The sequence below is a fragment of the Pseudomonas putida group bacterium ESBL64 genome, from assembly GCF_045277175.1.
In the GTDB taxonomy this organism is placed as follows: domain Bacteria; phylum Pseudomonadota; class Gammaproteobacteria; order Pseudomonadales; family Pseudomonadaceae; genus Aquipseudomonas; species Aquipseudomonas alloputida.
On sequence record NZ_CP145799.1, the window covers coordinates 2,498,601 to 2,511,856 of the forward strand.

The 13,256-nt window shown below is 61.5% G+C and carries 15 protein-coding genes and 1 tRNA gene; 7 read left to right on the forward strand and 9 right to left on the reverse strand.

Annotated features, from left to right (window positions below):
* Positions 1-1,905 carry a hypothetical protein gene (locus V6093_RS11380; protein WP_406669797.1) on the reverse strand — a complete coding sequence of 635 codons (1,905 nt, stop codon included), beginning with the start codon at positions 1,903-1,905 and terminating at the stop codon, positions 1-3.
* Between the two features lie 8 nt (positions 1,906-1,913).
* Positions 1,914-2,774 (reverse strand): SH3 domain-containing protein, encoded by an 861-nt coding sequence (locus V6093_RS11385; RefSeq protein WP_003254727.1) that lies wholly within the window; start codon positions 2,772-2,774, stop codon positions 1,914-1,916.
* A 640-nt stretch (positions 2,775-3,414) separates the two neighbouring features.
* Between V6093_RS11385 and V6093_RS11390 the strand changes: the two genes are divergently transcribed.
* The 4 genes from V6093_RS11390 (at position 3,415) to V6093_RS11405 (ending at position 5,091) form a co-directional block, all read left to right on the forward strand.
* The gene (locus V6093_RS11390) at positions 3,415-3,678 is read left to right on the forward strand and encodes a hypothetical protein (protein WP_003254728.1); all 264 of its coding nucleotides are present in this window, start codon (positions 3,415-3,417) and stop codon (positions 3,676-3,678) included.
* A gap of 136 nt (positions 3,679-3,814) precedes the next feature.
* A complete protein-coding gene (locus tag V6093_RS11395; RefSeq protein WP_012051485.1) occupies positions 3,815-4,087 on the forward strand; it encodes a DUF3077 domain-containing protein in 273 nt (90 codons plus the stop codon).
* Positions 4,088-4,438: 351 nt separating this feature from the next.
* Entirely contained in the window at positions 4,439-4,744 is a 306-nt protein-coding gene (locus tag V6093_RS11400; RefSeq protein WP_041168334.1) for a type II toxin-antitoxin system RelE/ParE family toxin, read from the forward strand.
* Positions 4,741-5,091 (forward strand): addiction module antidote protein, encoded by a 351-nt coding sequence (locus V6093_RS11405; protein WP_080756762.1) that lies wholly within the window; start codon positions 4,741-4,743, stop codon positions 5,089-5,091. Before V6093_RS11400 ends, V6093_RS11405 begins: the two co-directional genes overlap by 4 nt.
* A gap of 98 nt (positions 5,092-5,189) precedes the next feature.
* On the opposite strand, the gene V6093_RS11410 is transcribed toward V6093_RS11405, so the two are convergent.
* From V6093_RS11410 to dapA, 5 genes are all read right to left on the reverse strand, one after another.
* A tRNA-Ser gene (locus tag V6093_RS11410) sits at positions 5,190-5,279 on the reverse strand.
* Positions 5,280-5,370: 91 nt separating this feature from the next.
* The gene (purC, locus tag V6093_RS11415; RefSeq protein ID WP_003254733.1) at positions 5,371-6,081 is read right to left on the reverse strand and encodes a phosphoribosylaminoimidazolesuccinocarboxamide synthase; all 711 of its coding nucleotides are present in this window, start codon (positions 6,079-6,081) and stop codon (positions 5,371-5,373) included.
* Positions 6,082-6,111: 30 nt separating this feature from the next.
* The gene (locus tag V6093_RS11420) at positions 6,112-6,870 is read right to left on the reverse strand and encodes an MBL fold metallo-hydrolase (RefSeq protein WP_003254735.1); all 759 of its coding nucleotides are present in this window, start codon (positions 6,868-6,870) and stop codon (positions 6,112-6,114) included.
* Positions 6,871-7,992, reverse strand: a complete 1,122-nt coding sequence (bamC, locus tag V6093_RS11425; protein ID WP_003254738.1) for an outer membrane protein assembly factor BamC — start codon at positions 7,990-7,992, stop codon at positions 6,871-6,873. It lies immediately after the preceding gene.
* A gap of 15 nt (positions 7,993-8,007) precedes the next feature.
* Positions 8,008-8,895: a 4-hydroxy-tetrahydrodipicolinate synthase gene (gene dapA, locus V6093_RS11430; RefSeq protein WP_003254739.1), complete on the reverse strand. Its 888-nt coding sequence runs from the start codon at positions 8,893-8,895 to the stop codon at positions 8,008-8,010.
* A 259-nt stretch (positions 8,896-9,154) separates the two neighbouring features.
* On the opposite strand from dapA, the gene V6093_RS11435 reads away from it, so the two are divergent.
* Positions 9,155-9,715 (forward strand): glycine cleavage system protein R, encoded by a 561-nt coding sequence (locus V6093_RS11435; RefSeq protein ID WP_003254741.1) that lies wholly within the window; start codon positions 9,155-9,157, stop codon positions 9,713-9,715.
* Positions 9,716-9,726: 11 nt separating this feature from the next.
* Positions 9,727-10,200, forward strand: a complete 474-nt coding sequence (locus V6093_RS11440) for a peroxiredoxin (RefSeq protein WP_014755600.1) — start codon at positions 9,727-9,729, stop codon at positions 10,198-10,200.
* 117 nt (positions 10,201-10,317) lie between these two features.
* On the opposite strand, the gene V6093_RS11445 is transcribed toward V6093_RS11440, so the two are convergent.
* Together V6093_RS11445 and V6093_RS11450 are read right to left on the reverse strand one after the other, a co-directional pair.
* Positions 10,318-11,388, reverse strand: coding sequence for an AI-2E family transporter (locus V6093_RS11445; protein ID WP_003254744.1), 1,071 nt, complete (start codon positions 11,386-11,388; stop codon positions 10,318-10,320).
* A 20-nt stretch (positions 11,389-11,408) separates the two neighbouring features.
* On the reverse strand, positions 11,409-11,648 hold the full coding sequence (locus tag V6093_RS11450; RefSeq protein ID WP_003254745.1) for a sulfurtransferase TusA family protein: 240 nt from the start codon (positions 11,646-11,648) through the stop codon (positions 11,409-11,411).
* Between the two features lie 122 nt (positions 11,649-11,770).
* Here V6093_RS11450 and V6093_RS11455 point away from each other — a divergent pair, with 122 nt between their 5' ends.
* A complete protein-coding gene (locus tag V6093_RS11455; RefSeq protein ID WP_003254746.1) occupies positions 11,771-13,207 on the forward strand; it encodes a M48 family metalloprotease in 1,437 nt (478 codons plus the stop codon).
* Positions 13,208-13,256: the final 49 nt, after the last annotated feature.

Below are 13,256 nucleotides of genomic sequence, written 5' to 3' on the forward strand. Positions count from 1 at the left end.
TCACTGGACCATTGCGGAAGCGTTGTTCCAGTCGTTCACGTACTGTTGGGAGACCTCGGGGGTCCAGCTGAAATCGATACCGGCGTTGGGGAATTCCTTGGCCAGCACGGCGCCGAACGACACGCGGTCGGCACAGTGGTCCTGTTTGCAGGCCTCGGGTTCACCGGCGCTGTAGGCACGGTAGGTAGGCACGGCGCGGCCGTCGTCCAGCGGGTAGTACGGCGTGGCGTTGGCCACCTGGGTCACGTACCAGCCTTCGCTGTATTCCTCGTCCGCAACCAGGCGGCCGTTGCTCGGGAAGTCGATGCTGTAGAAGTCACCTTTCTTGCCGGTGACGTGCACCATCATCGGCACTACGCTGGCCGAGGTCGCAGGGTTTTGCTGCTCCAGTGGCGAAGCAAAGCGCACCTTGATACCGGCCATCTGCGCCAACGCCTCGGTTTCGCGCCCCTTGAAGTCGCTCATGCCGTCCTGCAACTGCTGGTAACGTTCCAGCACACGGGTGTGCACGCGGGCCAGTTCCTGTTGGCGCTGACGCTGCTCACGCACACGCTGCTGCTCGCGCTGTACCGCCCAGTTGGCTCCGTCGCGCACATCGAAGAACAGGCCTTGGCGGTTGATGCCGATGCGGTTGCGGGTGATTTTCTGCGCGTCGTTGCCCCAGATGTTGTTCGAGATCGCCGACAGGTCTTTGACGATGAACAGGTTAGCCACATCGGTGGTGGTCGGCGAGGTGGTCTTGATCAGGTCGAAGATTTCCAGCGCAGCTTCCTTGTACTTGGTCGCGTCCAGGGCAAACGACTCGTCCGGGGTGACCGCGACGTAGTAAGGGTCGCTGCCGAACGGGCGGAGCACGCCGTAGCTGGAGCGGGTGAACGTCAGGTACACCTTCATCTGCCGGCCTGGGATCTCGCCGACCAGGAACGCGGCCTGGTCAGCTTGCGGCGTGAGATAAGAAACGGCCTTGTCCTTTACCGCAGGCTCAAGGTGCTTGTTGAAGATCAAACCACTCGGGTGAGCATAAACGCGGGTCCAGTTATCACCCCGGTAGGTACCCACAGCCTTCCAGCTGATTTTGTCGAAGCTGCCTTCACCAAAGCCGGACGCCGGGCACGGCATGGCCGGGGTGGTGCCGAACGACAGGGTATCGCCATCGCCGATGATCGAGGTACTGAGCACCCATTTGCAGCCGGTGCCGTCCGTTACCTGCATCAGGTTGCGGTTTTCCAGGACCACCGAGCGACCGAAGTCCGAAGTGGGGGCTGCGGCGACTGCTGTGGCAGGTGCCGGAGCGGGCGGCACAACAGGGGCTGCTGCCGGAGCTTCGGGGGCCGGGGCTGGCTCTGCGGCTACGGCTGGCGCGGGCGCGGGGGCCGGAGCGGGTTTTGCCTGCGCAGGTGCGGCTTCGACCACTGCCGGCGCCGCTGCAGCAGCAGGGGCTGGGGCTGGGGCTGGGGCCGGAGCAGGTGCCGGTGTCGGTGCAGCAGCAGCCGGTGCTTCTGGCTGCGCAGGTGCCGGAGCGGGGGCAACTGCTGCAGCCGGCGCCGGGGCGGCAGTGGCAGGCGCAGCAGCCAGAGTTACCAGCCCCAGGTTGCTGGCATTGCCCGAGCCGCTGGCGTACAGGTTGCCCTTGGCATCGACCGCCTTCCAGTTCACCTTGGCAGTCGAGCAGTCCTTGGCGAACACGAACGGCAGCTTGGTCAGCAGGCCTGACAGCAGTTCCTGGTTATCCCAGGCCGGGCGGGTGATGGTCAGGTCTACCTGGGGTTTGCACCAGGTGGTGGCATCCCCGGGCACTTCGACCTTGATGTTGTCTTTCTTGGAAAAGGCCAGCTCGTGGGCGAACGCCTGCGGTACCAGACCACAAGCGCCGATCACAGCCAGCGCGAGCGCGTGCTTTTTCATGGAGTTCCTCAGATCAGTTCCCAGGTGCCGTTGGCTTGTTTGCAGAAGGTGTTCTGCTCTTGTTCGGTCTGGCCGCTTTGCGATTTCAGGCTGACGGTGACCGGGCGGCAGGCCGCTTCGGCGGCAACTGTCTGGGTTGGCAGCGACTGCACCGAGTCCAGGTCGAAGCCTTGGGTTTCCTTGCTGGCGGCAACGTCCAGCTCGTCCAGGTTGACGGCTGGCGTTACACGCTTGGCAACCGCTTGCGCCTTGGGCTCGACGTAGTTCTTGTGCACATAGCCCACGGTCACACCCTTGCGGCCGACCAGAATCCAGTCACCGGTGGAGCCCACGGCGGTAAATTCGGTGTGGTTCTTCAGGCTGCCGACCTTCTCACCAGCCTGGTTAGGCGCGGCACGCACGTTGAGGTTGTCGCTGATGGTCACATACGGCTCGTTGATCAGCTTCATCGACGGCACCGCCTGGATCTTCGGCGCGCGCTTGACCTCGACCTGCTTGGTCTTGGTGTATTCCTTGCCCGGCACGATCTGCGCGGTGGCGCCGGAGTGGTCGGACTTCCAGGTCACTGGCTGGGCACTGGCAGTGGTTTGCTGCTGGCTCAGCACTTCCTGCGTACGCAGCGCCAGGGCTTGCTGGTCCTTTTCATCGAGCATGTGGCCGATGCGATTGCCCACGTAGGCGCCAATGCCACCTGCGATCAGCGCGGCGGCGATCTTGCCGTTGCCACTGCCCATGGTCGAGCCGATGGCCACACCGGCCAGGCCACCGATCACGGTGCCCGCTTGCTCTTTGCTGATCCCGAGCTGTGCACAGGCCGTGGTAGAGGCGATGGCGACCGCCAGAAGGGACGCGACGAATTTCTTACGCAAGTGGAGCACTCCATTTTCGGTGGGGCGCACAGCCGCGTACCGCAGCCAATGGTTGGCGGCAGCATTCGAGTTTGTGCGGGTTTTTCAGAAAGTGTGCAGCACTGGCCGCAGACGACAATTCAGCCGTCCAGCGAGGGGCGCAGGGGGAGACCAGTACGGCGCAAAGCATCCAACGAATCCATGTCAGGAAGAGTTCATCGCCCAGCGCGCGTAATCATTACGGCGTGTGGCCTGGGCGTGAGTGGCGTATCAGAGCGCCGCATTGTAGCCCAAGGTGCCATTGTCAGTTCAAGACAAAATGTTGCAGGAAGCCTGTCTGATTGATTAGTAGAAATCCGTCCTACAACTTCTACTCAGAATTATCCCCTTCCTTGTAGGGCGTTTCCCAAACATACTGCCAACCCGCTCAAACGGTTGCGACGGATTCGGTCGCGCTCTAGTCTCGGCTCGTCGTTGTGAAATCAGCGACCGGCTTTGACAGGCCGACTACTCAAGTTTCCGTTGCAGCGCTTAATGGCAGCTGTGCATGGGGCACATTCGTGTGCGCCGGGTCCTTGGGTACCGGTCTGTCAACCCATGTATAGCTGCCTCCATTCGTTTGACAGCGTTGCCAGGCGGCTCCACTACCCAAGGAGCTTACATGCGCAAGACAGTCCCCGATCCACCCTACTCCCCCCATTCCACCCAGATCCTGCAAGACACCCTGGTCCAGTCCTCAGAGTACGTACTCTGCGCCCTGTCCGTGGCGCGTCAATCCGTGCAACTCAAACCTACCGCCCACAGCTCGATCGTGATGCAGGCCGTGATCCATGAAATGGAAGCGGTACAGGGGCTGGTCGAGTCGGCGTTGATGCAGTTGCAGATGCGGCCGCATTTACCCACAGAGCCTCACACCTTGCATTAGCAGGTCAGGCCTCTTCGCGGGCACGCCCGCTCCCACAGGGTCACCACAGCCGTCACGCACTGCACAGCACCTGTGGGAGCGGGCGTGCCCGCGAAGAGGCCAGCCCAGGCAACCCAGAATCCAGGGAAACAAAACAATGCCCACCGACAACACAACAGAACCCACCACAGTCGGCAAGACCTGCTTCTACCAAGGCGAAAACAACACTCACCCGCTGTTCCGCATCGAACCCGGCATCCCCTGCCAGGACGCCCGCGAACAGGCTTCCGAACTCATGGGTTACGTGCGCGACCTGATCATCACCGGCCTGATGGACGGCGACCAGAAACTGATCTGGGCCTCGCATTACCTGAGCGCGATGGCCAAGGCGCTGCTGGATGACGCTGAGCTGGGGATGATGAAAAAGTAAGTGCGAGGAAGTCCTGGAAACGCAAAATATCCCGGGGCTTCACCGATTGCATCATGCCGCAAACGCACCTAAGCGAGCCCCCACGCTTAAAGCTGGAGTGCGACATTCTCTACCGCCATGTAGTCCATTTCCCAAACGCTCAGCAAACCCGCGCTATCCGTTGCCAGCGCTCCGCTCGCGTCCTAGCCTCATCACGTCACGGCCAAACCAAGCGCCGACGATGGGAGGCGAACATCGCTGCAGGCGTATACACCCGTTGCGTAATGGGCAACCCACTCCGTTTATAGAGCCGCAGGCCCACTCGGCCGCTCACTCATCGACAAGGAGTAGCCAGTAGGCTACATTCAATGCATGCCGAATCAGATAGACACAACGTCTGAATTTGACGATTGGCTAGATGGCCTAAAAGATCCAATTGGCAGAGGTGCTGTTTCATTGAGGATTGCCCGAGCAGAAAACGATTGCTTCGGTGATATCGAATCCGTTGGCGAGGGTATCAGTGAGATGCGCGTATTTGTAGGCCCCGGATATCGAATCTACTTCGTTCGAACGGGCGCAATCCGCTACCTGATGCTCTACGGTAGCGATAAAACAGATCAACGCAGAGCCATCAAACGAGCAAAGGAAATTTTTGATGCTTTACGAGGTAAAAAATGATGAGCAAAAAAATTTCGCCGCAAGACATGCCAATCCTTGATCTGGATTTGAGCAAAACAAAACGCTTCGAGGCCTCCCGGTTTCTCGACAGCCCGGAAACCATCGCGGCATTTCTGGCAGAAGCAATGAAGGCTAATGACGCTCAGACCCTGATGCATGCATTGGGTGAAGTGGCAAAAGCCAAGGGCGTGAATCAGTTTGCGCAAGACGCAGGGGTCAATCGAGAGTCTCTTTATAAAACGCTGAAGGGCGGAGAAAAGACCCGTTTCACTACTATTCAAAAACTGATGGTTGCCTTAGGCGTAGAGCTCACAGTCAGGCCGCTCGAGAAGCTTCCGGGCCCTTGATTTAAGCGCTCGGGCAATTAGCATGCTGGCTGTAAATCTTTGCCTTCCATAACGAAAAAGCCCCCGGTAGCTTTCGCTTCCAGGGGCTTGATCTTGTATGGCGGAGAGATAGGGATTTGAACCCTAGGTACTGTTGCCAGTACAACGGATTTCGAATCCGTCCCGTTCGACCACTCCGGCATCTCTCCAATGCCGCGCATCATACCAGCGTTCTTTTAAAACGCAAATCTTTTTTTCAAAAAAATCGCGTGGTATCAGGCGCTTGCGTGAACGTGCCGCTTACAGCGGCACGCCCAGGCGCTTGGCAACTTCTTCGTAGGCTTCGATCACGTCGCCCAGGCCCTGACGGAAGCGGTCCTTGTCCATCTTCTTGCGGGTTTCTTTGTCCCACAGGCGGCAGCCGTCCGGGCTGAACTCGTCGCCCAGCACGATCTGGCCGTGGAATACGCCGAACTCCAGCTTGAAGTCGACCAGCAGCAGGCCGGCGTCATCGAACAGCTTGCTCAGCACTTCGTTGACCTTCAACGACAGCTTCTTCATTTCCACCAGTTGCTCGGCGGTGCCCCAACCGAACGCGACAACGTGGGATTCGTTGATGAAGGGGTCGCCCTTCTCGTCGTTCTTCAGGAACAGCTCGAAGGTGGACGGCTCCAGCTTGATGCCCTCCTCCACGCCCAGGCGCTTGACCAGGCTGCCGGCAGCGTAGTTACGCACCACGCACTCGACCGGAATCATGTCCAGCTTCTTCACCAGGCACTCGTTGTCGCCCAGCAGCTTGTCGAACTGGGTCGGCACGCCGGCTTCTTCCAGTTTCTGCATGATGAAGGCGTTGAACTTGTTGTTCACCATGCCTTTGCGGTCGAGTTGTTCGATACGCTTGCCGTCGAACGCCGAAGTGTCGTTACGGAACAGCAGGATCAAGCGGTCGGCGTCATCGGTCTTGTAAACCGATTTGGCCTTGCCGCGGTAAAGTTCTTCGCGTTTTTCCATGATTGGGCTCCGCTTGCTTGAGGTGTTGGGCTAGGCGATTTCGCGCCAGTCGAGCCCGTGTTCCTGATTCGCCACCTGGAGCCAGTCCGGGTCACACCCGAGGGTGTCGACAAAGCACTGGCGGGCCAAGTGTGGCAGGTTGTTCTTGCTGCTGAGGTGGGCCAGCACCAGGTGTTGCAGGTTGTTCCAGCCCAACTCGTGCACCAGGCGCGCGGCCTGGTGGTTGTTCAAATGCCCTTGCATGCCACCCACCCGCTGCTTCAGAAAAGCCGGGTAGTGACCACGTGCCAGCAGGTCGCGGCAGTGGTTGGCCTCGATCAGCAGTGCATCCAGGCCCTGGTAACGCTCCAGCAACAGCGCGTCGTAAGAGCCCAGGTCGGTCAGCATGCCAAAGCGCCGCTTGCCGTCGCTGACCACGTACTGCAACGGCTCGTAGGCGTCGTGCTCGACCCGCGCTGCGGTTACTTCCAGGCTGCCGATACGCAGGCTTTGGCCACACGCGAGAAAACCGGCCACCTCCACCGGCTTGCGCATGCCGCGCAAAGTCCCTTGGCTGAGGTAGACCGGTACATTGTAGCGCCGTGACAGCAAGCCGACCCCATGCACGTGGTCGGCATGTTCGTGGGTGACCAGCACTGCACTGAGCTGAGCGGCAGAAACCCCGAGCAGCGCCAGGCGCCGCTCGGTTTCACGCAGGGAAAAACCGCAATCGACCAGGATGAACGTGTCACCACTGGCGATCAGCGTGCCGTTCCCTTGGCTGCCGCTTCCGAGTACCGCGAAGCGCACTTAGCCCAGGTGGTCCTGAATGGCGCTCAGCACACGGCGGGCGACATCGGCCGGAGCCACGGTGTTGATGTTTTTCTCGACCGTGACCTGCACGCTCTCACCCACCTTGCTCAGGCGAACCTGGTAACGCTCGGCACGGGCTTCACGCTCTTCCTTGGTCGGCTCGCTGCCGAACAGGCGGCTGAAGAAGCCAGGCTGGTTCTGCTTGTCGTCAGGCTTTTCGGACAGGTTGATGTAGTACAGGCCCAGGCTGCGGTTGATGTCTTCAACACGCCATTCGCCACCCTGCTCCAGCGCACGGCCCACGCCAGACCAGGCGCGGTCCAGGTCGGAGCCCAGGTACAGCACCGGGTTGCCGCTGCCGTCTTCGCTCAGGCTGACGCGGCTTGGGGCGTCGAAATCGCGCGCGGCCAGCAGCGACACCGAACCGCCCTTCTCGGCGCTGCGGTTCATGCTGGCAAGCATTTCGTCGACCAGCAGGGCATCGGTGCCGGTATTGCTGGAGCTGGACGGGAACGCAGGCTCGGCAGTGCTGCCGGCCGGGCGCTCGACGCTGACCACATACACTTCGGAGGTGTTGCGCTGCACGCCAGGCTCCATGCGCACACGAACACGCACCTCGCTGTCGCCGCTGCTGGCAGTGCTGGCCAGACGCTGGCCAAGCGATGCCGACAGTTCGTCGAAACGCTGCCAGGTGGTGTTGAACTCACCCGTCTGCGGGCGCTCTTCAGCAATGCGGAAGCCGTTATCCTCGAAGAACTGCCGGGCTACCGGCCACACTTCGGCTGGCGAATGCTGGGCCAGCACCCAACGGCTGCTGCCGCTGCGTTGCAGGCTGTAGTCGGTGACCTGGGCGGCACCGCCCGTCAACGGTTGCGGGCGAGGCACTTCAAACTCACCCTTGACGGTATCGTCAGCGACGTTACGCGGAATCGGCAGCAGCGGGTCAAGGCGTTTGACGTTGCTGGCGTCCGGCGGCAGCTGCATCGGCGCGGTCGGGTGCGCCTGCAGGTAGTCACTGCCGCGGTCGCGGAAATAGCCATCCTCGCCCCACAGCCAGCCACACCCACTGGTGGTGGAGATAATCAGGGCAAGGGCGGAAAGACCAGCCAGTCGCTTCATGCGGTGTACTTCCTCTTAAACCAGTACGCCGGACTGGCGCAAGGCAGTACGGACTTTTTCGTGGCAGCCTTCGCTCAGCCAGGTCAGTGGCAGGCGAATACCTTTTTGCATCAGGCCCATTTCGACGAGCGCCCATTTCACCGGGATCGGGTTGGACTCGCAGAACAGGTCTTTGTGCAGCGGCATGAGTTTTTCGTTGATTGCGCGGGCCTTCTCGGCATTGCCCTCAAGGGCGGCCTCGCACAGGTCCGCCATTTCGCGCGGAGCGACGTTGGCGGTGACGGAGATGTTGCCCTTGCCGCCCATCAGGATCAGCTCGACGGCAGTCGGGTCGTCGCCGGACATGACGATGAAGTCCTTGCTGACGCCATCGAGAATGGCCTTGGCGCGGGCCAGGTCGCCCGTGGCTTCCTTGATGCCGATGATGTTCGGCACGGTCGACAGGCGGATCACGGTCTCGGCCTGCATGTCGCAGGAGGTACGGCCGGGAACGTTGTAGAGGATCTGCGGGATGTCGACGGCTTCGGCAATGTGCTTGAAGTGCTGGTACAGGCCTTCTTGCGTTGGCTTGTTGTAGTACGGCACAACCAGCAGGCAGGCGTCGGCGCCAGCATTCTTGGCGTTCTGGGTCAGGTGCACGGCTTCGGCGGTGGAGTTGGCACCGGTGCCGGCGATGACCGGAATCGGTTTGGCGCTGCGTTTGACGCGCTCGACCACGTGCTTGATGACCAGGATGTGTTCTTCGACATCCAGCGTGGCCGACTCACCGGTGGTGCCGACAGCGACGATCGCATGGGTGCCGTTTTCCAGGTGGAAGTCTACAAGTTTGTCGAGGCTGCCCCAGTCAACACGCCCTTGTGCATCCATGGGTGTGACCAATGCCACCATACTGCCCGCAATCATGTAACTGCTCCTGCCGGAAAAAGAGAGCGGTAATGGTACTGGGGGCATCGACCTTGCACAAGCGAAGCAGGCGGGTGGAGCATTCCCCTCGGCGGCTTATTTCGCTACCCTTGGCCCTTTGATCGGTGCAGCGCGGCCCGCCGGGCCGTCGACCTTGCTCCCCGCCAGCGTCCAAGACCTCGCATGCGAGCCCCGGGCCCTGCCGACAGGAGGCATTTGCCCGTCCTGTGCCGACCGCTCATCGCTTTAGGAATGCTGCATGTCCACCCCCACCGTCCGCGAACAATTCCTTGTCATCAGTGCCCTGGGCCCGAACCCCATGGAGCTGGCCAACGTCCTCAGCCGCGCTGCCTTCGAAAACCGCTGCGCGGTGGTCACCTCGCGCCTGAGCCGCCACGGCGAGACCAGCGCCCTGGTGCTGCAGGTGGGCGGCAGCTGGGACGCCCTGGCACGTCTCGAGTCCACCCTGCCAGGCTTGGGCAAGAAGCACGGCCTGACCCTCGACGTGGTCCGCAGCGCGGACCAGGAAGTGCGCCCGCAGGCCCTTCCGTATGTAGCCTACGTCAGCGCTGCCTACCGCCCGGACATCATCAACGAGCTGTGCCAGTTCTTCCTTGACCACCGCGTCGAGCTGGAAGCCATGACCTGCGACACCTACCTGGCGCCGCAAACCGGTAGCAGCATGCTCAACGCCCAGTTCACCGTGATTCTGCCGGCCGGCACGCAGATCAGCTGGCTACGCGACCAGTTCCTGGACTTTGCCGATGCCCTGAACCTCGACGCACTGATCGAGCCATGGCGTCCCCAGAACCCAATGTAAGGAAACCGATCATGGCTGTAGCACTCGACCAACCTGTCGCCGACTTCCAGGCCCAGGCCACCAGCGGGCAAACCGTCAGCCTTGCCGAACTCAAGGGCCAGCAGGTGGTGGTGTACTTCTACCCCAAGGACAGCACCCCAGGCTGCACCACCGAGGGCCAGGGCTTCCGCGACCAGCATGACGCCTTCGCCGCGGCCAACACCGTGGTATTCGGTGTGTCGCGTGATGGCATCAAGTCGCACGAGAACTTCAAGGCCAAGCAAGGTTTCCCGTTCGAGCTGATCAGCGACAAGGACGAGGCCCTGTGCCAGCTGTTCGACGTGATCAAGCTGAAGAAGCTGTATGGCAAGGAGTACATGGGCGTTGACCGCAGCACTTTCCTGATCGACAAGGACGGGGTGCTGCGCCAGGAATGGCGTGGCGTGAAAGTGCCCGGGCATGTGGATGCAGTTCTGGCTGCTGCTCAGACCTTGAACAAGGCTTGAAATTGAATGGGGCTGCCTTGCAGCCCTTCGCGGGCACGCCCGCTCCCACAGGAATTGTGCAGGGCCCAGTGGGCGCGGGCGTGCCCGCGAAGGGCCGCAGAGCGGCCCCAATGACATTCAAAGCATCGGTGAAACGCTAGGCTCCTGCTTGGGCCACGCATCCAGCACGGCCTTGATCAGCGTCGCCAGGGGGATGGCGAAGAATATCCCCCAAAACCCCCATAGCCCGCCAAACAGCAGCACCGCGCAGATAATCGCCACCGGGTGCAGGCTCACCGCTTCGGAGAACAGCAGCGGTACCAGCACGTTGCCATCCAGCGCCTGGATGATCGCGTACACCGTCATCAGGTAGATGAACTGGTCGCCCCAGCCCCACTGGAACAGCGCAATCAGGGTCACCGGCACGGTCACGACCACCGCGCCCACGTAAGGCACCACCACCGACAGCCCCACCAGCAACGCCAATAGCGCTGCGTAATTGAGCCCCAGGCTGATGAAGGCGATGTAAGTGGCAATGCCGCAGATCAGAATCTCGATACCCTTGCCGCGGATGTAGTTGGCGATCTGCCGGTTCATCTCGCTGCCCACCCGGTTCAGCAAGGTGCGCTGGCGCGGCAGGTAGCCACTGACCCAGCGGCCAATGAGTTCGCGATCCTTCAGGAAGAAGAACACCAGAATCGGCACCAGCACCAGATAGATCATGGCATTGACCAGCAGTGGCAGGCTGGACAACGAGAAGGTCAGCGCCCATTGACCAAACTTGCCAATTTCACCGCGCACCGATTCGATGGCATGCAATACCTGCTCGTCCGACACCAGGTGCGGATAGCGCTCCGGTAGCAGCAGCAACAACGACTGCCACTTGCCGAGCATGCCCGGCAGCTCGTTGAACAGCGTGATCAGCTGATGCCACAGCAGCGGTACCAGCACCAGCATGAACACCGCCAGTGCGCCCATGAACAAGGCGAACACCAGCATCACCGCCAGCCGTGTAGGTACGCGCACGCGCTCCAGGGCGTTGACCAGCCCCTGCATCAGAAACGCCAGCACCATGCCCGCCAGCACCGGCGCGAGCATGCCGCCCAGGGTGAGCACGGCGGTAAAAGCCAGGAACAACAGGACCGCCAGCACCACCGCTTCCTCATCGGAGAAGTAGCGCTGCACCCAGTCGCGAAGCACTTTGAACATTGACGATCCTTGGAAAAGACTCAGGCCTTGCGCAGCCAGTAAGTATAGGTACCGGCCTCGGCCGTTTCTTGCAGCAGGGTATGACCGGCCAACTGGGCGAAAGTGCGGAAGTCGCGCTGGGAGCCTGCGTCCGTGGCGATAACCTTGAGCACCGCGCCACTGGCCAGGCGATTGAGCTCCATCTTGGCCTTGAGCAGTGGCAAAGGGCAATTCAGCCCGCTGGCGTCCAGTTCGGCGTCGCAGGTCAGGGTGTTACTCATCGCAGGGTCTCCAAAGGCATCGCCAGGGTGCTTCTTGGCATGGCTGGCTAGGATAGCGCCACTGGTCGCCAACGTGTGAGCCCGCTACAGTAGGTATCTTTGATCCGACGCGAGCTTCATGCATGAATCTACTGCGCCCTACCCTGCTGACGCTGGCCTGCCTGATGGCCCTTCCCGGCCATGCTGACGACCTGCCATCACTGGGTGATGCCAGTTCTGCGATCGTCTCGCCGCAACAGGAGCACCAACTGGGCCGTGCCTGGCTCAGCCTGCTGCGCGGCCAGGTCAATCAGCTCAACGACCCACAGCTCAAGGACTACGTCGAAACCAGCGTGTACAAGCTGGCCGAAACCAGCCAGCTGCAGGACCGGCGCCTGGAGTTCATCCTGATCGACAGCCGCGAGCTGAACGCCTTTGCCGCCCCGGGTGGCATTGTCGGGGTCAACGGCGGGCTGTTCCTCAACGCCCAGACCGAGGGTGAATATGCCTCGGTACTGGCCCACGAACTGGCGCACTTGTCGCAACGCCACTTCGCGCGGGGTGTCGAGGCCCAGCAGCGTATGCAGTTGCCGATGATGGCAGCGCTGCTGGCCGGCATCGTGCTGGCCGCAGGTGGCGCCGGCGATGCGGGCATCGGCATGATTGCCGGCACCCAGGCGGCGGCCATTCAGGAGCAACGGCGCTTCTCGCGCCAGAATGAACAGGAAGCTGACCGCATCGGTATCCAGAACCTGGAAAAGGCCGGCTACGATCCGCGCAACATGCCGACCATGTTCGAGCGCCTGGCACGCCAGTATCGCTATGACGCCAAACCGCCGGAGTTCCTGCTGACCCACCCGGTGACCGAATCACGTATTGCCGACACCCGTAACCGCGCCGACCAGGCGCCCCAGGGTGGTATTGAAGACAGCATGCGCTACCAGCTGATCCGCGCCCGGGTGGCACTGACCTACGAAGGCACGCCGGGGCTTGCCGCCAAGCGCTTCCGCGCCCAGCTGGACGAAGACCCAAAACTGGATGCCGCACGTTATGGCCTGGCCTTGGCACAGATCAAGGGCGGGCAATTGAACGAGGCCCGTGAAATGCTCAAGCCGCTGCTGGCAAAGGCGCCCAACGACATCACCTACAACCTGGCGCAAATCGACCTGGACATCACCAACAACCGTCTTGCCGACGCCCAGCAGCGCGCCGAACGGATGCAGGGGCTGTACCCGGGCAACTACCCGTTGAAACAGGTGCGTGCCGACCTGCTGGTGAAACAGAACAAGCCGGCTGAGGCCGAGAAGGTGTTGAACGAGCTGGTGAAGAGTCGGCCGGATGACCCGGATGTGTGGTACGACATGGCCGAGGTGCGTGGCTTGTCGGGCAATACCATTGGCTTGCACCGAGCGCGTGCCGAGTACTTCACGCTGGTCGGCGACTTTGATCAGGCAATCCAGCAGCTGGATTACGCCAAGCGCCGGGCGGGTGGGAATTTCCCGCTGGCCTCACAGATTGACCAGCGCCAGCGCGAGATCATGGAGCAACGGCGCATGGTTCAGGAAATGATGGGGCGCTGAGGGTTTTGGGGGCGCTTTGCGCCCCAATCGCGACACAAGGCCGCTCCCA